Source organism: Streptomyces sp. NPDC049887 (assembly GCF_040656535.1).
GTDB lineage: Bacteria > Actinomycetota > Actinomycetes > Streptomycetales > Streptomycetaceae > Streptomyces.
In genome coordinates, this window is record NZ_JBFAMM010000031.1 from 67,714 (window position 1) to 87,097 (window position 19,384).

Genomic DNA, 19,384 nt, shown 5'->3' on the forward strand with positions numbered 1-19,384 from the left:
CCCGACGAACCCTGGACGCCCTGCGAGCCCTGCTCTCCCGCCACGCCCTGGGTGCCGTCGGCGCCCTGTGCGCCGGTCGAGCCCTGTGCACCGGCTGTGCCCTGTGAGCCCTGCGATCCCTGCGCGCCCACGGGGCCCTGGGCTCCGTCCGAGCCCTGCGCCCCGGAGGCACCCTCGCTTCCGACCGCGCCCTGGGAGCCCTGCGAGCCCTGTGTGCCGACGGGGCCCTGGGCACCGTCGGATCCCTGCGGGCCCAGTGAGCCCTGGGCGCCGGCCGAACCCTGCGACCCCTGGGGGCCGTCCGAGCCCTGGGCACCGTCCGAACCCTGCGGTCCCAATGAGCCCTGGGAGCCCTGTGAGCCCTGTGTGCCGACGGGGCCCTGGGCACCGTCGGATCCCTGCGGGCCCAGTGAGCCCTGGGCACCGGTCGAACCCTGCGACCCCTGGGGGCCGTCCGAACCCTGGTCCCCGGTTGCGCCCTGGGGACCGGAGGACCCCTGGAATCCCTGCGCCCCCTGCGTGCCGTCAGAACCCTGGGCGCCGCTCGAACCCTGCGGTCCGAATGATCCCTGGGAGCCCTGGGAGCCCTGTGTACCGACCGCGCCCTGGGAACCGGTCGACCCCTGTACGCCGTCGGGACCCTGGGAACCGGTCGACCCCTGCGAGCCCTGCGACCCCTGCGTACCGACCGCACCCTGAGTGCCGGTGGACCCCTGCGGGCCGGCGGATCCCTGGGAACCGGTCGAGCCCTGGGAACCCTGCGAGCCCTGCGCACCCGTCTCCCCCTGAGAGCCCTGGGCCCCGGACCCCTGCGGGCCGGTGGAACCCTGGTAACCCTGAGGGCCCTGGGCACCGGTGGCCCCCTGCGCTCCCTGCGGCCCCTGCGTCCCTCCCGGCCTCCCCGGCCGGTCCCGGTCGTCGTGCCCGGGCCTGCCGGGCCGGTTCTCCCGGTCGTCGTCGCCGGGAGGACGGGGCTTGAAGTCGGCACTCACCGCGCCCTTCGGACCATGGCCGGTACGGGCCCGCTCCAGGGCGTCGGCCACGGCGTCCGTCGTCGGGACCGCGTTCGCCGCCACCACGAGGGCACTGGCAAGCGAAAGCATGCGGGCGGCCCTGAGGCGGGACTGTCGAAGTGAAATCCTCATGCGTGAAATTCCCCCATGTGCACTGTCAAGGGACCTGCCCGGTTCGAGTGTTGTCTTCGCAAACACGCGTACGCCATGGCGACGCGGCCGGTCACAATATCCACCCGCTTGCGCTCGCCCACGGTCACCGTCGAGGAATGGGTGCCGCGTTTTCACCCGGCCGGCCTGCCTCCGTACGGACCAGTCGGACCGCAGCTCGGAAGGGCCGTGCGTGTCCGTGAACGAAAGCGACGTGCACGCGGCACAAGTAATTCCGGACGGCACCGGCACCCCGTCGACGCTATGTCCGGTCGTTTCTCCGGTGTTTACGCACCGGAGAATTCACGCCGCTACCGGAAGGCCGAACCGGACAGCCGTCCGGAGCCGAACGACGGCAGGCGGGAAACGAGCCTCACAGGAACTCGGGCGGGTCAGGGGCGGGCCCCGGCGCCCGGAACAGCCGGCAGCGCCCGGCAGGAACCCCCGGCCGGCGCGGCCCGGGGGGAACGACTCGCCGAGGGACGGGTTGGGGCCCGGTCACACTTCGTCACGGCATGCTTCCTCCTGCAACTTCCTCATCCGAGAGAGCAACAACGTGGCCATGCAAAAGTCGTCCGAGGCGCTCGGCACGGACACCTACGAAGACGAACTTCCCGTCCGGCGCCGGAGGCCCGGCAACGTGGTCGTGAAGTGGCTCACCACCACCGACCACAAGACGATCGGCACGCTCTATCTGTCGACGTCGTTCTTCTTCTTCTGCATCGGCGGGATCATGGCGCTCTTCATGCGCGCCGAACTCGCCCGTCCGGGTACGCAGATCATGTCGAACGAGCAGTTCAACCAGGCGTTCACGATGCACGGCACCGTGATGCTGCTGATGTTCGCGACGCCGCTGTTCGCCGGATTCGCCAACTGGATCATGCCGCTGCAGATCGGCGCGCCCGACGTGGCGTTCCCGCGGCTGAACATGTTCGCGTACTGGCTGTACCTCTTCGGCTCGCTCATCGCGGTGGGCGGCTTCCTCACCCCGAACGGAGCTCCGGACTTCGGCTGGTTCGCCTACTCCCCGCTGTCGAGCGCCGTTCACACACCCAACGTGGGTGCCGATCTGTGGATCATGGGCCTGGCCTTCTCCGGCTTCGGCACGATCCTCGGCTCGGTCAACTTCATCACCACGATCATCTGCATGCGCGCCCCGGGCATGACGATGTTCCGCATGCCGGTGTTCTGTTGGACCGTGCTGCTGACCGGTGTGCTGGTCCTGCTGGCCTTTCCGGTGCTCGCGGCGGCCCTGTTCGCGCTGGAGGCGGACCGCAAGTTCGGCGCTCACATCTTCGACGCGGCCAACGGCGGCGCCCTGTTGTGGCAGCACCTCTTCTGGTTCTTCGGCCATCCGGAGGTGTACATCATCGCGCTGCCGTTCTTCGGCATCATCTCGGAAGTCGTGCCCGTCTTCAGCCGCAAACCGATCTTCGGTTACATCGGCCTGGTGGCCGCGACCATCGCGATCGCCGGTCTGTCCGTGACCGTGTGGGCCCACCACATGTACGTCACCGGCGCAGTGCTGCTGCCGTTCTTCTCCTTCATGACCTTCCTGATCGCCATCCCCACGGGTGTGAAGATCTTCAACTGGGTCGGCACCATGTGGAAGGGCTCGCTGTCCTTCGAGACCCCGATGCTCTGGGTGATCGGCTTCCTGATCACCTTCACCTTCGGTGGTCTGACCGGTGTCATCCTGGCCTCGCCCCCGATGGACTTCCACGTCTCCGACTCGTACTTCGTCGTCGCGCACTTCCACTACGTCGTCTTCGGCACCGTGGTCTTCGCGATGTTCGCCGGATTCCACTTCTGGTGGCCGAAGTTCACGGGCAAGATGCTGGACGAGCGCCTCGGCAAGATGACCTTCTGGGCGCTGTTCATCGGATTCCAGGGCACGTTCCTGGTCCAGCACTGGCTGGGTGCCGAGGGCATGCCGCGCCGCTACGCCGACTACCTGGCCGCCGACGGCTTCACCGCGCTGAACACCGTCTCGACGATCAGCTCGTTCCTGCTCGGCATGTCGATCCTCCCGTTCCTCTACAACGTGTGGAAGACGGCCAAGTACGGCAGGAAGATCGAGGTCGACGACCCGTGGGGCTACGGCCGTTCGCTCGAATGGGCGACGTCCTGCCCGCCGCCGCGGCACAACTTCCTCACCCTGCCGCGGATCCGCTCCGAATCCCCGGCGTTCGACCTGCACCACCCGGAGGTCGCGTCGAGCGACGAGGCGGTCGTCACCGGCTACCGGGACGTGGTCGAACCGGGCAGGGGCGCGGCACCTCCGCTCGGCGACGACAAGGGCGACCGGTGAGCGGTGTGGGGGGCGGAGCCCGCGACGGCGCCGACCTGGCGGCGGGCTTCGCCCGGCTGGAGGGCTATCTGATGGCCAACGCCCATGTCGTCGCGGCCCGGACGGCGGCCGAAGGGCTCGCCGACCGGATGCCCTGGCTGACGGCCGACGAGCGCACGGAACTCGTACGCCTCAGTACCGCGGACCGCATCCAGGCGTCCCGGGAGCAGTTCGAGGCGGTGGCGGGACGGGCGCGCGAACTGGAGGCCCAGTACGACGCCCGCTACCGGGAGCTGCGGCGCCGTGTCCTGTGCCGGACGGTCGCCTGCCTCACCGCCTGCCTCACGCTCTGTGCGACGGCCATCGTCCTCACCGCCCTGCGGTGACGGCGGTGCCGTCACCGGCCCGCGGACCCGCACCGCGGGGAGGGGTCCGGGTTCGCTTCCCGCGAGGACGGGCGCCCGGCGCCTGCTCGGCCGGCCGGTTCCGGTGACGCCTCTTCCCCTGGTGCCCCGGCCCCCGACCCCCGACGCCGGAGTGCGGGAGAAGGGGCGGCACAGCAGGGGAGTTGGGAGCCGAGCCGTGGCTCCGGGCGGAAAATCGGTGTCACCGTTGGCGCCCGCCTGGGTAGCGTCGCCGCGTGACCCCAGCAGATATCGCCGCCGTCATCTCCGACGGCGTACACAAGGCCATCCGGTCCGGACGCATCTCGGGAGAAGTGCCTCGGGAGATCCGAGTCGAGCGCCCCCGTCACCGCGGTCACGGCGACTACTCGACCAACGTCGCCCTGCGGCTCGCCCGGTCCGCGGGGCTGCCCGCCCGGGCTGTCGCCGAGGTGCTGGCCCCGCTGGTCGGCGCGGCCGACGGGGTCGCGAAGGCCGAGGTCGCCGGCCCCGGATTCCTGAACATCACGCTGGAGCGCGCGGCGATCGGCTCCCTGGCGCGAGACATCGTCCTGGCCGGTGACGCCTACGGCCGTACGGACCGGCTCGGCGGCCTCCGGCTCAACCTGGAGTTCGTCTCGGCGAATCCCACCGGTCCCGTGCACATCGGCGGTGCCCGGTGGGCTGTCGTGGGCGACGTGCTCGCCCGGCTTCTGGAGGCATCGGGCGCGGATGTGTCGCGGGAGTACTACTTCAACGACGCCGGAGCGCAGATCGACAGGTTCGCCCGCTCACTGCTCGCCGCCGCGCAGGGCACGCCGGTGCCCGAGGGCGGCTACAGCGGCGCGTACGTCGAGGACATCGCCGCCGCGGTGCTGAGCCGGCGGCCCGAAACCCCGGGGCTGCCGGAGCCGGAGGCCCTCGCCGTCTTCAGGGCGGAAGGCACCGCCCTGATGTTCGACGAGATCAAGACGTCGCTCGCCGCCTTCGGCACCCGTTTCGACGTCTACTTCAACGAGAAGGACCTGCACGACCGAGGGGACCTCGACGCCGCCGTCGCCCGGCTGCGGGAGGGCGGTCACGTCTTCGAGGACGAGGGCGCGGTCTGGCTGCGCACCACGGACTTCGGTGACGACAAGGACCGGGTCCTGGTGAAGGGCGACGGCTCCTGGACCTACTTCACCGCGGACTGCGCGTACTACCTCGACAAGCGGTCCCGGGGCTTCGAGCGGGTCGTCGTCATGCTCGGCGCCGACCACGCGGGCTATGTGGGCCGGATGCGGGCCATGGCGGCCTGCTTCGGCGACGACCCGGACACGCACCTGGAGATCCTGATCGGCCAGCTGGTCAATCTGGTGAAGGACGGGGAGCCGGTCCGGATGAGCAAGCGGGCGGGCACCGTCCTCACCCTGGACGACCTGGTCGAGGCGGTCGGCGTGGACGCCGCTCGGTACGCGCTCGCCCGGGCCGGTGTGGACACGACGATCGACCTCGACATCGATGTGCTCACCCGGCAGTCGAACGACAACCCCGTCCACTACGTCCAGTACGCGCACACGCGGCTGTGCGCCGTGCGGCGCAGGGCGGAGGAAGCCGGGATCGGGAGGGGCGCGCCGCAGGACTTCGACCCCTCCCTGCTCACCCACGGGCGGGAGACCGACCTGCTGGGGGTGCTTGCCGGGTTCCCGCAGGTCGTCGCTGCCGCCGCCGCGCTGCGCGAGCCGCACCGGGTGGCGCACTACCTGGAACAGCTGGCCGGTGCCTACCACCGCTTCTACGACGCCTGCCGGGTCCTGCCGAGGGCCGGGGAGGCCCCGGACGACCGCACCAGGGCCCGGCTGTGGCTGACCGACGCAGGGAGAGTGGTGCTGTGCAACGGGCTGCGGCTGCTTGGGGTCTCGGCGCCGGAACGGATGTGAGCACACGGCCCCCGAGGTGAGCGGGCGACCGCGGACCCGCTCCGAGGGCCCGCCGCCCGTCCGCCCGCTCGAAGCCGGAGGCCGGCCGGCGGCGGAGGCGGGCGCGGCTACGCCCGTCGGCTGAACTCGGGGCCGGTCCGGGCCCGCGCGCGGACCGGCCCAGGCCGCCGGCGTGACGATGGAAGGGCAACGGAGTACCGCCGGCCGTGAAGGAGTCCACCGTGGCAGCCGAAGACACCACCCCGCCGGCCGGAGCGATCATCACGGTGTCGAAGGCCGACGGACCGCGCGCAGAGGTGGTCCTGGCCGGGGACATCGGGGCCGCGACCCTGCGCGAACTGGAGGAACGCCTCGACGCGCGCCCGCTGGCCGAAGCGGCCGAGTGGGTGGTGGACATGAGCGGGGTCGACCACCTCGACCTCGCGTGCGCGTACGCGCTCCTTCGGGCGGCCGGTCTTCGCGCGGAGCCCCCGGAGCTGACCATCCGGGGTGCGCGGCGCACGGTCCGGCGGACGCTGCGGCACGCCGGGCTCGACGCGATCGCCACGATCGTGGACTGAGGGGGCGACCGGTACCCGGGCCGCGCTGCCGCCCACCGAGTCCGTCCCTGCCGTGCCGCCGAAGCCCGCCCCGGCCGGACGAGGCGAACGAGGGAGCCCGCACGGGCGCGGAGACCGAGCGCGTGGCGGTCAGCCTCCCACGGCCTTCGCCCAGCCCCGGTCGACCGCCGACCTCGCCTTCTGCAGTTGGGCGTCCGTGGGGAACCGGGGCTCGCCCTCGACCGTCGGCAGCTTCGCGGCTGCGGCCCTGTCGAGGGTGCCGTCCTCGCGCATGGTCTCCATCAGGACCGGACGTGCGTAGCCCTTGAGCCGGAGGTTCTGGCCCGTCGTGCCGAAGAGGTACTCCTGCCACAGGCGGGCGGCAGCCGGATGGGGGGCGTTCCTGTTGACGGCCAGGGCGTAGTACTGGGCGAAGCTGCCGTCGAAGGGGATGGCGACGCGCCAGTCCACGCCCCTGCCTCGGAACCGGTCCGCGTAGTCGAGGTTGACGTAGTCCCAGTCGATGCTGATGGGCGTCCTGCCCGTCTCGACCGCGGCCGAGGTGGACTCGACCGGGTTGAAGTTGCCGCGGTCGTGGAGCTCGGCGAAGAAGTCCAGGCCGGGAGTGATGTCGTCGAACGACCCGCCGTTCGCGAGGGCTGCGGCGTAGACCCCAGCGAAGGCGGTGTTGGAACGCGTGGGGTCGCCGTCGAGGGAGACCATCCCCTTGTACCGGGGGTCCAGCAGATCGGCGAAGGTCCGGGGGCAGGGACTGACGCGGTGGGCGTCGCAGCCGATGGAGATGTAGCCGCCGTAGTTGTTGGTCCAGCGGCCCTCATCGCCGTCCTTCTGGTTGTCCGGTACCGAGCCGTACGCGGTCACCCGGTAGGGCGCGAGAAGGTTCTCGCGGACCGCTGTCCGGGCGAACGTGTCCCCCAGGTCGACGACGTCCGGGGCGTTGGCGCGCTTCCCGCTCCTTCTGATGGCGTCGATCTCGTCCTGGCTGGAGCCCTGGGGATCGTCGACCGTGACCTCGATCCCGTACGTCTTCTCGAAGTCGTCGATCAGTCCGCCGTAGTTGGCCCAGTCACGCGGAAGCGCGATCGTGTTCAGCGCACCCTCCTTCTTCGCCGCGGCGATCAGCCTGCTCATGCCTCCCGCCTCCTGCGCGGAGGTGGCGACCGACGGCTCGACGGGCGCGGACTTCGGCGTCTCGGCGCAACCGGCCAGCAGCGCGAGGGTGAGGCAGGCCGCGGTGGCTGCCGTTCGGACACGGGGTGCGCTCACGATGGCTCCAGGACGCGAGGGTCGGGAAGACGAACGGGGACGTACGAGCAGGGACGCAAGGGGCGGGAAGGGGCGGGGACGAGCGGAGCGGCGGGCGGCCGTGCGGTGTCGTGAGGACGCTCCTCACCGCGCCGAGCCGTCCTGCTCCCGGCCTTCCCCGGAGAGCGGCTCCGCCTCGTCGAGCAGGAGTTCGGCGAGCCCCTCCACCGACGGTCCGGCGCCGCCGTGGAGGGCGAGTTCGGCCCAGATGACCTTGCCGGTCGGTGTGTAGCGGGTGCCCCAGCGTTCGGTGAACCGCGCCACCAGGAAGAGCCCACGGCCGCCCTCGTCGGTGACCTCGGCCCGCCGCAGGCGTGGCGAGGTGCTGCTGCCGTCGGAGACCTCGCAGATCAGGGCCCGGTCGCGGACGAGCCGGACCGTGATGGGTTCGGAGCCGTAGTGGATCGCGTTGGTGATGAGCTCGCTGAGAACGAGTTCGGCGGCGAAGTCGACCTGCGCGAGGCCCCATTCCCGGATCCGGCGGACACAGGCCGCGCGCACGGGGCCGACCGCCGCCGGGTCGCGGGGCACCTGCCATTCGGCGATCCGGGTCGGGTCGAGCCGGTGGGTACGGGCCACCAGCAGCGCGATGTCGTCCCGGGGCCGGTCGGGTACCAGCGCCTCGACGACCGTGGCGCAGGTGGCCTCCGGTGACCGGCCGGGCCCGGCCAGCGCGTGGTGCAGCGCCGCCAGGCCGACGTCCAGGTCGCGGTCCCGGGCCTCGACCAGCCCGTCGGTGAAGAGCACCAGCAGGGACCCCTCGGGCACCGTCAGTTCGGCGCTCTCGCCGGGCAGCCCGGCCCCGAGGCCCAGCGGCGGGGACACCGGCAGCCGGGGGAAGCCCACGGTCCCGTCCGGGTGGACCACGGCCGGTCCGGGATGGCCGGCGGTGGCGACGGCGAGTTGCCCGGAGGTGGGATCGTAGACGGCGTACAGGCAGGTCGCCCCGGTGATGCCGCGGCCCTCCCCTTCGACGGCGTCCTCGTCGCTGTCGATCTGGGCCACCAGTTCGTCCACACGGCCCAGCAGTTCCTCCGGCGGGATGTCCAGGACGGAGAAGTTGTGCACGGCGGTGCGTAGCCGGCCCATGGTGGCAGCCGCGTGCAGACCGTGCCCCACGACGTCGCCGACGACCAGCGCGACCCGGGCACCGGACAGCGGGATGACGTCGAACCAGTCCCCGCCCACACCTGCGCGTGCGGGCAGATAGCGGTAGGCCACCTCCAGGGCCGACTGCTCCGGTACCCGGCTGGGCAGCAGGCTGCGCTGCAGTGTGACGGCCATGGTGTGCTCGCGGGTGTAGCGGCGGGCGTTGTCGATGCACACTGCGGCCCGGGCGCCCAGTTCCTCGGCGAAGGTCACGTCCTCCGCCTCGAACGGCGGGGAGCCGTCCGCCCGCCAGTAGTGGGCCGCTCCGAGCACCACTCCCCGGGCGCGCAACGGGACCACGATCAGCGAGTGGATGCCGTGCTCCAGGACCCGCCGGGCGCGGTCGGGGTCCTGCGCCTGCCAGCCCTCGGAAGCGCTCAGGTCCTCGACCAGTACCGCCCGGCCGTCGGCCGCGGCGGCGGCCGCAGGGTGGGCGGGGACGAAACGGATCAGCCTCCCGACGGGGTAGAGGAGGTGGTCCTCCTCCAGGCCCACGGCGGCGGTGCGGCGCATCTCGGCGCTCGCGCCGGAGGGTTCGTCGCCGTGCAGGACGGGGTCGAGGAGTTCGACGGTGACGACGTCGGCGAAGCGCGGTACCGCGACTTCGGCGAGTTCCTCGGCGGTGCGTGTGACGTCCAGGGTCGTGCCGATCCGCACCCCGGCGTCGTAGAGCAGTTGCAGCCGCCTGCGGGCGGTCTCGGCCCTGCCGGAGAGGGCCTGCAGCTCGGTGGTGTCCCGCAGCGTCACCACCCTGCTCGCCGGTCCCTGGGCGGTGGTGAACCGCTTGTTGACGGCGAGGAGCCGGTCACCCGCCAGGTGGACCTCGTCGGTGGCCGGGCGGTCGGACGTGAGCAGCCCGGCGAGGTCCGCGTTCAGTCCCAGCGCTCCCGCGTGGCGGCGTTCCGCGTCCTCCGGAAGCTCCAGCAGGCGGCGTGCCTCGTCGTTGGCCAGCAGCAGCCGGCCGTCGCCCCCGACGATCAGCACCCCTTCCCGGACGGCGTGGAGGACCGCGTCGTGGTGCTCGTACATCCGGGTCATCTCGGCCGGTCCCAGACCGTGGGTCTGTCTCCGGAGACGACGGCTCACCAGCGCCGATCCGCCCGCGGCGAGGGCGAGCGACCCGGCCGCGACCCCGAACAGGACCGGCAGTTGCCGGTTCACCCGGTCCTGCACGCTCCCCACCGTGACGACGGACGAGACGATGGCGACGACCGAGCCGCCGGTGTCCTTGACCGGGACGGCGGAGACGACGGAGAGCCCCAGCGCCCCCTGGAAGGTCCGGGTGAACGTCTTTCCCGCCGCCGCTTCCGCGTAGGGGCCGATGACGTGCTTTCCGATCTGCTTCGGGTCGCTGTGGGTGAGGGTGATCCCGTCCGGCCGGTAGACGATGATGGCGTCGACGCCGGCGGCCCTGCGGACCGCCTCCGCGGCCGGCTGCAGCGAAGCGGTGGGGTCGGGACTCTCCAACGCCTCCAGCAGTCCCGGTGAGTTCGCGAAGGTCTGGGCCGCGGTGAGCGTCCGGTGCCGGGCGTCCGTCATGCTGTCACGGCGCGCCTGTACGACGAGGGCCACCAGCGCGGCGAGGACGACCAGCACCACGACCGCCAGTTGCAGGAGGAACACCTGGCCGGCGAGGCTGCGCACGGCCAGCGGGGAAGTCGGGCGCCCCGGCCGTCCCCGGGCGCTCCACCGGCCGGGCGCATGACCATTCCCAGGCGGCTTCGGCGATCTGCGCCTTTTCCGCCCCAAAATTCGATGCATGGAGCATTTCTATCGTTTCCGGATGCCTGTCAGGGTGGGCCCGCTCCGCGATCACCCCGTCATCGCCTGCCGGAACGCCGCAGCGGTCGGCGGTACGCCTCATCGGCCCCGGCGGACCGTTCCTGTCGCACGGGGTCCGAGGACCCGGGCAGTGCCGGCTCTGACGCACGACGACCTGCGCGACGGCCTCGCGGCGCGGAGGCGCTCAGCCCGCGTCCGGGGTGTCGACGACGTCGCCCTCCTCGTCGACCGTGTGCGTACGCCAGTAGACGTCCCACTCGTCGTCGACCTTCTGCGGCACCTTGCCCTCGGGGTACCGCGTGTAGCCCTTCGGGGGCCGCTCCTCCTCGGGGACGCACGCGGAACCGGTGTTGCCCACCGCGATGACGGGGTACTCGCCCTCGCTGCGGATGTCGTCCCGGAAGGAGCATCCGGTGAGCGCCGCCGCGGCCACCGCGGCGGCGAGCGCGGCGGCCGCGACGCCGCACGGCCTCCCGCGGCGCTCGGGGGTGCCGGTGGGCCGGTTGATCCTGCGGAACACGTGCACGGCGGTCTCCTGCTCCGGTCGTTCGGTCTGCTCGTTCGGCACCACGGTCCTCCGCGTCGCCGGCCATGCCCTGAGTACGCCTGCTCAGGAGTGGGCCCGCGCATACTCAGCAGGGCGCGCGGACTTCCTCACGGCGCGTGCGACGGTGGGGCGAGCCGACTCGGCAGGGCGTGCTCCGGCGGTGCCTGACGGCCCGACCGGGTGCGCGTGCACGGCTCCCGGCAGCGGGGGCGGCTCACCCGCCGGGAGTCCTATCGGGCTGCCCGTTCGGTCACGGAGAGCAGGTGATGGCGTGTCACACGGGCACACTCGTGCCAGAACGGAACGGCGGTCAGGTACGCCCCGAGCGCCGAGAGGATGCCGAGCGAGACGTCCACGCTCAAGCGCCCCTGTTCGGTCCAGTACACGTCCTGCAGATCGAGCAGCAGGGCGAACTCGTCGGCGATCAGGGCCGTTCCCGAGCCGTAGGCGGCGGCGACGGCCGGGTGGCCCACCGCGCGTTCGTCACCGCGCACGGCGATGAGGCCGATGCCCGCCAGGGTCCCGATCCCGAAGTTGTAGTGGTGGAAGTGCCTGCCGGCGGTGGTGATGTTCCCCCAGGGCAGCCATCCGTCGCGGATGCCGTGTGTGACGAGCCGGACCGCGCCCCAGGTGACGCCGAAGGAGAGCCACGTCACGATCAGCGACCTCTTGGTCGGCGTCAGCTGCTGATCCGCCGATTCGCGCCAGCGTGCGACGAGCCCCGGCCGCCGGCGGTCCCGCCGGTGGGAGTCACCGCTCATGGAGGCGGTGCTCCGGATCCGGTGGAGCGGGATCGGCGTGCCGCTCCGCGGCTCCTCCTCCGACGGCAGCGTGTTCGCCCGAGGCAGGGGAGGCGGGCCGGAAGGCCATGGCGACGGCGCTCATGCAGTCGCGGCAGTACTCGTCGCGGCCGTTCACGGCGTCCGGTGTCCACACCGCCGTGCCGCTGACCGGCCGGGTGCACAAGGCGTCGCCGTTGCCGTCGAGGGCGTGCCACAGGAGTGTGGTGCCGCCCTCGGCCGTTGTCCGCTCGGCGCACATGCTGTACATCGGGCACCTCCGCCCCGGAAGCCGTTGAGGTCCGGTTCCATGAGAGTCCCGGGCCGTTCGGGATGCCACTCAAACGCCACCGAACGGGTGAGGTGCGTGGGCGGGCTGGTACGGGCCCCGTCGAGAGAGGCGGAACTCACCCGGGCGGAGGCGGTTTCCGCCCGGGTGAGTTCCGGCGCCACGACGAGCAGGACGGATCCGCGTCGTGAGGCGGCCGGCGGAACCGGCGGCGGGACGTCGCACGAATGTCCTTCGACCCGCCCGATCCGAGGATGTACGCGCTACGTGTGTTTCAGCCGCCGATCGTCGGCGACCCGACGGGGGAAGGACGAACATCCCCGAACGGAGGAGGCGCTCCCAGTGGAGTACGAGAACTGGCGTCACGAAGCGGCCTGCCGCGACGAGGACCCCGATCTGTTCTTCCCCATCGGCAACACCGGACCGGCCCTGCTGCAGGTGGCCGAGGCCAAGGCCGTCTGCGCACGGTGTCCCGTCCGGGAGCAGTGCCTCGAGTGGGCCATGGCCCACGGCCAGGACGCCGGGGTCTGGGGCGGCCTCGGCGAGGACGAGCGCCGCGCGCTCAAGCGCCGGACGGCGCGTCAGCGCCAGCGGGCGCAGCACGGTTCCGCCTCGTGATCGCCGCACCGTCCCGGCCCGGGACGGTGCGGCGGCATCGGGCCCCGGCGCTTCGCGGACACGGTCCCGTGCCGTGTCAGCCGGGGTTCGCCCCCGACAGGGCCAGGGCGGTCGCCAGTAGCACGACCGGCAGCAGTGGTGCCGCCGTCCTCGCGGTGCCGACGACGAGGGTGCCGAGCGCCGCCCCGGCCGGGACCGCCGCGAGCAGGGCGGCCCTGCCCCAGTCGGGTCGGCGGCGCGCCAGGAGATCGGTCAGCACGGCGGTGAGGAGCCCGGTCATGTACGTGGTGGAGACGCCCGGCGGCGCCGCTGCCCGGATCGTCGCGCTCTGACATCCCATCGCCAGGGCGGCGGTCCCCAGGAGGACGGTGCGCAGGTGTGCGGTAGGGCTGCCGTCCGACGCGAGCCAGCCGGCCAGGACGCCGCACAGCAGCAGCAACTCGCCGCTGAGCAGCGGGCGTACGCCCGGCCGGTTCCGGCGTTCGGAACGCTCGCAGTACCGGGTGCCGAGAAGGACCCCAGCGACGTATCCGGCCAGCGCCACGAGGGAGTTCCGCGCGAGCTCGGGGTCGGAGCCACCGACGGCGATCCCGACCAGGGCGAGGTTGGCGGTCATCACACTGACGAAGACCCCGCCGAGGGCGAGGAAGCTGATCGCGTTCAGGGCGCCCGTCAGCAGGGTCAGCATCAGGAACAGTGCCCGGGTCCGCGTACTCTCCGGCTTCGCGGGCGACGACGCGGGTGTCTCCATCAGGGCACCTCCCTGGAATGCGCACGCGCATGCGCGGTGCGGCGAACGGGACCGGTGGAGGTCCCGCCCCGCTCGGGCTCACCCCGACGGTCAGCCTAAGGGCTGCCGGGCGGAATCGGACGGGCGGCGGACGGCGTGGCCGGGAGGCGACGTCGACAGCGGCCCGCTGCGGAAGCGCTGGACCGAGGCGTCGTACGGACCGTTCGCGTTCCGGGTGTGCCGGGGTGGCGGACGGGCCCGTGACGGTCGGCGATGTGGACGGGACCCGGTTCAGTCGGCGATGTCGACGCCGTAGCCGCGGGCGAGCGCCGCGAGGCCGTGGTCGTAGCCCTGACCGACGGCACGGAGGCGCCAGAGCGGGCCGCGACGGTAGATCTCGGTGAGGAGCATCGTGCGCTCCGTGGTCGCTGCATCGAGCGTGGCATGGACCAGGGGGGCCGCACTGGTGCCGGGGCCGGCGCTGATGTGGATCGCGCCGACGTGGCCGAAGCGGGGGCTGCCGTCGATGGCGGCCGCGAGGACGACGCCTCTCGCGGAGGGGGGAAGCGCGGCGAGGTCGATGCTGATGGTCTGTTCGGTCGGGCCGTCGCAGTGCAGCCGCACCGCCCCGCCCGGGTTCTCCGGCGCGCCGTAGAAGACGAAGTCCTCGTCGTGGGAGACCTGTTCGTCCTCGTCCAGCACGAAGGCGACGACATCGATCTCACAGGCGGCCTGCTGCGCCCAGGAGGCGGTCACGGTCCAGCGCGGCGTCTGCGCGGGCCCGTACGGGGACGGGATGTCGATCACGCCGCCACGCGGGAGCACCTGCGTCGTCGCACGGCGGCCGGCGGGTCGTCGCGGCGCCTGGACGTCAGGTGCGTCGAGCCACGCGGCGGGGTGCGTGGGGAAGGCCAGCGACGTGACCCGGCGCATACGGCGGTCGGCGTCGCTCCCGGCGAGGAGCACGACGTCGGTGACGCTCGCGGACAGATTGACGGCCGCGGCCCCGCCGAGTTCGACGATACGGGTCCGCGCCGCGACCGCCTCGGGGTGCGTACCGCCGAGCACCAGTACGCGCCGCCCGGACAAGGGGCCGCGCGGGCGACGGGGGTGCCGGACCGTCCGCGGCGCTTCGGCCGTCTCCTCGGACACCGGCGGCGCGGGGGGCACCGCGTTCCCCTGACCCGAGGTGCGCGGTGCGGGAACGGGCACCCGTCCGGGAGCGGAGACCGCCGCCCGGGCCCGATCCGGACCGGCGGTCGTTGCCGAGGCGCCGGCCGGTGGGGGAGGGGCGTCCCCGGGCTCCCCGTGCGGCGTCCCTGGCCGCACGTCCTCCAGGAGGCGCAGGAAGGTCGGTTCGTCCACGAGCGGTACGCCCTCTGCGCGTGCCCGCCGGGCCTTGGCCGACCCGGTCGAGGAGTCGTTGGTGACCAGGACACTCGTGCGTCCGCTCACGGAGGCCATCATGTTCAGCCCGGCCGCGACGGCCCGGCGGACCAGTTCCGCGCGCGGGGTCCGGGTGTCTCCGGTGACGGCGACCTTCATCCCCTGCACCAGCGGCCCGCTTCCCGTGAGCCGTCCCGGGTTGCGGAAGGCGCACGGCGTCTTGGGCGGGTTCGGGGCGAACCGGGCATCCTGCCGCGGTGGGCAGGCCACCAGGGGCAGCGGCAGATCGAGCCGCGCCGCTTCCCGCAGGGAGGCGCGCAGGATTCCGGCGAGTACCCGGGTGTCGTCGAGGGCGTCGTGGGCCCGGGTCTGCGGGACGCCGTAGTGCGCGGCGAGGGTGCCCAGCTTCAGGTCGTCCGTGGGGGGATCCACCCGGCGGTTCAGCGCCAGTGTGCACAGTCGTCGGGCGACGGGCAGCGGCATGCGGGCCCGGGCGAACTCGTGCGCCAGGAAGTCGTAGTCGAACTGGGCGTTGTGCGCGACCAGGACCCTGCCCTGCAGCAGGCCGCCGATGCGTCCGGCCACCTGGTCGAAGGTCGGGGCGTCCCGCAGCAGTTCGGCCGTCAGTCCGTGGATGTGCACGGGTCCGGGGTCACAGCCGGGGTTGAGCAGTGTCGAGAACTCACCGGTCTGCTCACCGTCCGGACCCAGGGTCACCACGGCCACGGAGAGCACCCGGTCGCTCCGGGGGACCAGCCCGGATGTCTCCACGTCCACCAGAGCCCAATCGAAGTCGAATCCGGGCAGGTTGGCCGGCTCGAGAGCCGACGAAGCGAGCGACATGGCCGTAAGGATGATGTGTCAATGACCGGCCTTGCAACCCGTATGACGCATCGTCCGGATTCGTTCCCCGGCGCCCGACATGCCGGTGCCCTCTCTCAAGAGCGCGGGAACTCCGGCAGCCCGTCAGCAGCTGGTCCTCGTCATCCTGTGGCGTCGGGGCTGCTCGGGGCGGGTTGACACCGATCCCCCGGGAGCGCTGCCAGTAGCTTTCGCGCCCGGGACGCCGCGGGCAACAGCGTGCGGCAGACCGTGACGCGGGCCTACCTGCACCGGGGCTGACGACGGGACCCGGACGCGGCCGGGACCGCCTGCCCGCCCTGGTGCGGTGCGGGGAGGCGGCCGGCCCGTCCGGCCCGTGGCCGCCCCGGGATCCGGGCGGTGCGGGTGACGTGATCGCCTTCCGTGGGGGTGGGCATCACGGCACCGCCCGGGGTGGTGCGGCCGGCAAGGTCAGCCGGCCGCACCACCGCCGTCGGCGCCGCTCAGATCCAGTTGCGGCGCGCGGCCTGCCAGCCGAGCTGCATCCGGGTCGCCACCCCGGCGATGGTCATCATGTGCTGGATGCGGCGCTGCACGGTACGTCTGCTGATGCCCAGCTGCCCGGCGATCGACTCGTCCGTGATGCCGGCGACCATCAGGGACAGCAGGTGCTGGTCGTCGGCCGTCAGCGCCTCGGCTTCGGCCCCCAGGCCCGGCCCGCCGATCTGCCCCTCCGCGGTCACCCGCAGCGGGGCCCCGATCTCCCAGTACCGCTCGAACAGCGCGACGAGGGCCTCCACCAGGCTGCTGCCGCGGACGACGGCCGCCGTCACCTCGCGCGGGTCGCCCGCCGGACCGGCCGGTGCCAGCGGGCAGATCGCCACACTTCGGTCGGCGATCGCCATCCGAAGCGGCAACGCCGGTACGGCGCGCGCCGCTTCGCCCGCACGCACCGCCCTGACTACGTTGTCAACGGACCCGGAGTCGTCGAAGAACGCCTGCTCGTACAGGACCCGGTAGCCGACGCCGCGCGCCAGGGCGTCGAACTCGGCCCGGTTGGTGCCGGACGGCATGGCCACGTACTGGGCCCTGCAGAACCACAGCAGCTCCTCGCGGGCGCTGTCCTGGACCTGCTGCAGCCGCTGGCGCAGCCCCCCGGCCCCGGTGATGAGCTCGACCACGTCGCTCGCGTCGCGGATCCAGGCGTTGCGCCGATAGGCCTCCATGAGTTCGGACACCGCGGCACGCGCCTTGTCCAGGTCGTCGGCGTGGCGTTCGATCCTGGGGCGCAGCGCGAGGTCGGGCGGGTTGGCGGCGAACCGCCCCGGAACCCCCTCCACCCCGCGGGCCAGGCCCTTGTGCTCCAGCGCGACGAGCAGCCGCCCGGCGGTCCCGGCATCGAGGCCCGTCGTCGTGGACACCTCGTCGGCCGACGCCGCGACGGCGGCGACGAGCGCGCGGTACACGTCGGTCTCCGCGGCCGACAGCCCCAGCGCCTCCAGCATGTTGTTCCTCCCCAGCCCCTCGCCGGTCGTGCCGGCATCACACTGCCACTGCCCCCGCACACTTCGACACCGCGGACCGGAGTCCCGTTCCGCCCGCACCGTCCCGCCGCCGCGTCCCCCTGCGCGGAAGGCGGTGCGGACACCGTGCCGGGACGAGGATGGCACGGCCGCACGCGTTCCGGATCAGGAGGCCCGCTCCGTGGGCGGGGTGGGGCGCCGCGGAAGACGTCCCCGGTCGTACGCCGTCTCGACGTCCCGGAGCCGTCGTGTCGCTCCGCGGTCCGCTGCGCTCGACTCGGAGCGACGGAGTCCGCACCGAGCAATGGCCGTCGGCGCCGGTCCGTCGGCCCGGGTGCCGTCGTCCTCGCGGCGATGGGTTCGCGGCGGTGGGTTCGCGGCCGGCGCGCCTGCGGTGCGCCGGGTGTGCCCGTCCCGCGGGGCCGGATGTGCCCGGGGCGGCCGGTCCGCCGGATCCGGCCATGCCGCCCTCCGGGCCGGCCGGCCCGTCCGTCGTCCGGGGAACGCGCCGAGCCGTGGGCCGAGTCGGCCGGGCTCTCCCGCAACTACGCGCGTCCTGCTGCGTTGACACAAAGCTGTCGCCCCACCTGCATCAAGCTGACAGGCTTCCGTCCGTTGTAAGTGCCCGCGCCCTGGCAGGGTCGCACGTGGCGAACATCCCCCACCCGTAAGCCACAACAGGGAGCTCACGTGTACCTGATGTCACTTGCGAAGAGACCCTTCCGGGCCACGCGGGCCGGTCTCGTCGCCGGACTCGCGGCCGTCTCACTCGTCACGACCGCCGGTGCCGCCGCGGCCGTCCCGATCACCGCCGCCGCGTCGGGCGTCCCCGTCACCGCCACGACCGCCGCCGCCGGTCCCACCGCCGCCGTCCGGAGCGGGGCCGGGCTCGCGCACCTGCCGGAAGAGCTCACCCCAGCGGAACGGGCGGCGGCCGAGATCGTCTGCCGCCACCTGGAGCACGCGGCCCGCCACGGTGCCGTCCCGGAGGAAGCGCTCGCCCTCTGCAAGCACGTCAACGGCTGGGACTAGGCGGGCGTGCCGCGATGCGGTTTCAGCTGCTCGGACCGTTGAGCATCACCGACGGTTCCGACACCGTCGTCCTCCCGCCCTCCAAACCGACCATCCTCCTCGCCTCCCTGCTCCTGCACGCCAACACCGTCGTCTCGGTCGAGTACCTCCAGCGCACCATGTGGGGCGAGGAGCAGCCCGCGACGGCCAGAGCGGCACTGCAGACCTGTGTGCTGCGGCTGCGGCGGCTGTTCGTGAAGCACGGTGTCACCGGCGCTCCGATCGAGGCCGTACCCGGCGGGTACCGCATCTGTGCGGGGCCGGAGTCCCTCGACCTGATCGGCTTCCGGGAGAGGGTGCGTCTGGCCGCGGCGCACGCCCACGACCCGGAGCGGGAACTGCACACCCTGGAGGAGGCGCTGTCGCTGTGGCAGGGGCCGCTGCTCGCGAACGTGCGCTCGGACGTACTGCGTCGGGACGAGGTCCCGCGGCTCGCGGAGGAGCGGCTGCGAACCGTCGAGAAGGTCTGCGACCTGCAACTCGCCCTGGGGCGCTGCGGTGAGGCACTGGTCGCGCTGTGGGGTGTCACGCGCGCCCATCCGGGTCACGAGCGCTTCCGCGAGCAGCTGATCCAGGCGCTGTACCGGAGCGGCCGGCAGACGGAGGCGCTGGCGGAGTACCGGAAGGTGAAGGCGTACCTCCGCTCCGAACTGGGCGTCGACCCGTCACCGGCGCTGCGGGAACTGGAACTGGCCATCCTGCGCGGCGACGACCTCGGGCGCGCCGTTCCCGCTCTCGCGGCGGTGGCCCCGTCGCGGCTCCCCCTCCCGGCGGCGGCCCGGCGACGCGCCGCGCCACCCGCTGTGCCGGCGGCGCCGGTCGCGCCCGTCCCGCCCCTGCAGGCGTGGCCGGTCCCGGGCGCGGTGTCCGGCGTCGCCCCGGCGCCGGTCGGCGCGGACGCCCCGGCAGACGACTCGCGTCGTCCTGCTGCGGTGCTGCCTCGACCCGACGCCCTACCACCCGCGGGGCGGCCCGGCGGCGCTCCGGGCGACGGCGGTGAGTCGGGCCCGTCGGCGACCGCGCGGGCGCTTCCCGCGGCGGCCACCGACGGACCCGCCGGCGTTCGTG

Annotated in this window: 16 protein-coding genes; 7 read left to right on the forward strand and 9 right to left on the reverse strand. The window is 72.8% G+C overall.

Features of this window, described 5'->3' with window-relative positions:
- Window positions 1-1,103 (reverse strand): collagen-like protein (locus AB0J10_RS28995; protein ID WP_363065578.1); only part of this gene is annotated, 1,103 nt, incomplete at its 3' end.
- A gap of 622 nt (window positions 1,104-1,725) precedes the next feature.
- Here AB0J10_RS28995 and ctaD point away from each other — a divergent pair.
- The 4 genes from ctaD (at window position 1,726) to AB0J10_RS29015 (ending at window position 6,315) form a co-directional block, all read left to right on the forward strand.
- A complete protein-coding gene (gene ctaD, locus AB0J10_RS29000; RefSeq protein WP_363065580.1) occupies window positions 1,726-3,474 on the forward strand; it encodes a cytochrome c oxidase subunit I in 1,749 nt (582 codons plus the stop codon).
- Window positions 3,471-3,839 (forward strand): hypothetical protein, encoded by a 369-nt coding sequence (locus tag AB0J10_RS29005; RefSeq protein ID WP_363065582.1) that lies wholly within the window; start codon window positions 3,471-3,473, stop codon window positions 3,837-3,839. The genes ctaD and AB0J10_RS29005 overlap by 4 nt, the downstream gene beginning before the upstream one ends.
- Before the next feature lie 254 nt (window positions 3,840-4,093).
- Window positions 4,094-5,755 (forward strand): arginine--tRNA ligase, encoded by a 1,662-nt coding sequence (gene argS, locus AB0J10_RS29010; protein WP_363065584.1) that lies wholly within the window; start codon window positions 4,094-4,096, stop codon window positions 5,753-5,755.
- Between the two features lie 221 nt (window positions 5,756-5,976).
- Window positions 5,977-6,315, forward strand: coding sequence for an STAS domain-containing protein (locus AB0J10_RS29015; protein WP_363065586.1), 339 nt, complete (start codon window positions 5,977-5,979; stop codon window positions 6,313-6,315).
- A gap of 129 nt (window positions 6,316-6,444) precedes the next feature.
- On the opposite strand, the gene AB0J10_RS29020 is transcribed toward AB0J10_RS29015, so the two are convergent.
- The 5 genes from AB0J10_RS29020 to AB0J10_RS29040 form a co-directional block, all read right to left on the reverse strand.
- A complete protein-coding gene (locus tag AB0J10_RS29020) occupies window positions 6,445-7,527 on the reverse strand; it encodes an extracellular solute-binding protein (RefSeq protein WP_363065606.1) in 1,083 nt (360 codons plus the stop codon).
- A 177-nt stretch (window positions 7,528-7,704) separates the two neighbouring features.
- Window positions 7,705-10,413, reverse strand: a complete 2,709-nt coding sequence (locus AB0J10_RS29025) for a SpoIIE family protein phosphatase (protein WP_363065588.1) — start codon at window positions 10,411-10,413, stop codon at window positions 7,705-7,707.
- Between the two features lie 322 nt (window positions 10,414-10,735).
- A complete protein-coding gene (locus AB0J10_RS29030) occupies window positions 10,736-10,984 on the reverse strand; it encodes a hypothetical protein (protein ID WP_363065608.1) in 249 nt (82 codons plus the stop codon).
- A gap of 344 nt (window positions 10,985-11,328) precedes the next feature.
- Window positions 11,329-11,859, reverse strand: coding sequence for a hypothetical protein (locus AB0J10_RS29035; protein WP_363065590.1), 531 nt, complete (start codon window positions 11,857-11,859; stop codon window positions 11,329-11,331).
- Window positions 11,849-12,148: a hypothetical protein gene (locus tag AB0J10_RS29040; protein WP_363065592.1), complete on the reverse strand. Its 300-nt coding sequence runs from the start codon at window positions 12,146-12,148 to the stop codon at window positions 11,849-11,851. The genes AB0J10_RS29035 and AB0J10_RS29040 overlap by 11 nt, the downstream gene beginning before the upstream one ends.
- A gap of 360 nt (window positions 12,149-12,508) precedes the next feature.
- Here AB0J10_RS29040 and AB0J10_RS29045 point away from each other — a divergent pair, with 360 nt between their 5' ends.
- On the forward strand, window positions 12,509-12,784 hold the full coding sequence (locus AB0J10_RS29045; protein WP_363065594.1) for a WhiB family transcriptional regulator: 276 nt from the start codon (window positions 12,509-12,511) through the stop codon (window positions 12,782-12,784).
- Window positions 12,785-12,860: 76 nt separating this feature from the next.
- On the opposite strand, the gene AB0J10_RS29050 is transcribed toward AB0J10_RS29045, so the two are convergent.
- From AB0J10_RS29050 to AB0J10_RS29060, 3 genes are all read right to left on the reverse strand, one after another.
- Window positions 12,861-13,535: a YoaK family protein gene (locus AB0J10_RS29050; protein ID WP_363065596.1), complete on the reverse strand. Its 675-nt coding sequence runs from the start codon at window positions 13,533-13,535 to the stop codon at window positions 12,861-12,863.
- Between the two features lie 270 nt (window positions 13,536-13,805).
- Window positions 13,806-15,743, reverse strand: a complete 1,938-nt coding sequence (locus AB0J10_RS29055) for a TerD family protein (RefSeq protein WP_363065598.1) — start codon at window positions 15,741-15,743, stop codon at window positions 13,806-13,808.
- 482 nt (window positions 15,744-16,225) lie between these two features.
- Window positions 16,226-17,227: a helix-turn-helix domain-containing protein gene (locus AB0J10_RS29060; RefSeq protein WP_363065600.1), complete on the reverse strand. Its 1,002-nt coding sequence runs from the start codon at window positions 17,225-17,227 to the stop codon at window positions 16,226-16,228.
- Window positions 17,228-17,944: 717 nt separating this feature from the next.
- Between AB0J10_RS29060 and AB0J10_RS29065 the strand changes: the two genes are divergently transcribed.
- The gene (locus AB0J10_RS29065) at window positions 17,945-18,277 is read left to right on the forward strand and encodes a hypothetical protein (protein ID WP_363065602.1); all 333 of its coding nucleotides are present in this window, start codon (window positions 17,945-17,947) and stop codon (window positions 18,275-18,277) included.
- Between the two features lie 14 nt (window positions 18,278-18,291).
- Window positions 18,292-19,384, forward strand: a 1,093-nt coding sequence (locus AB0J10_RS29070; protein WP_363065604.1) for an AfsR/SARP family transcriptional regulator, incomplete at its 3' end; no start/stop codon positions are given.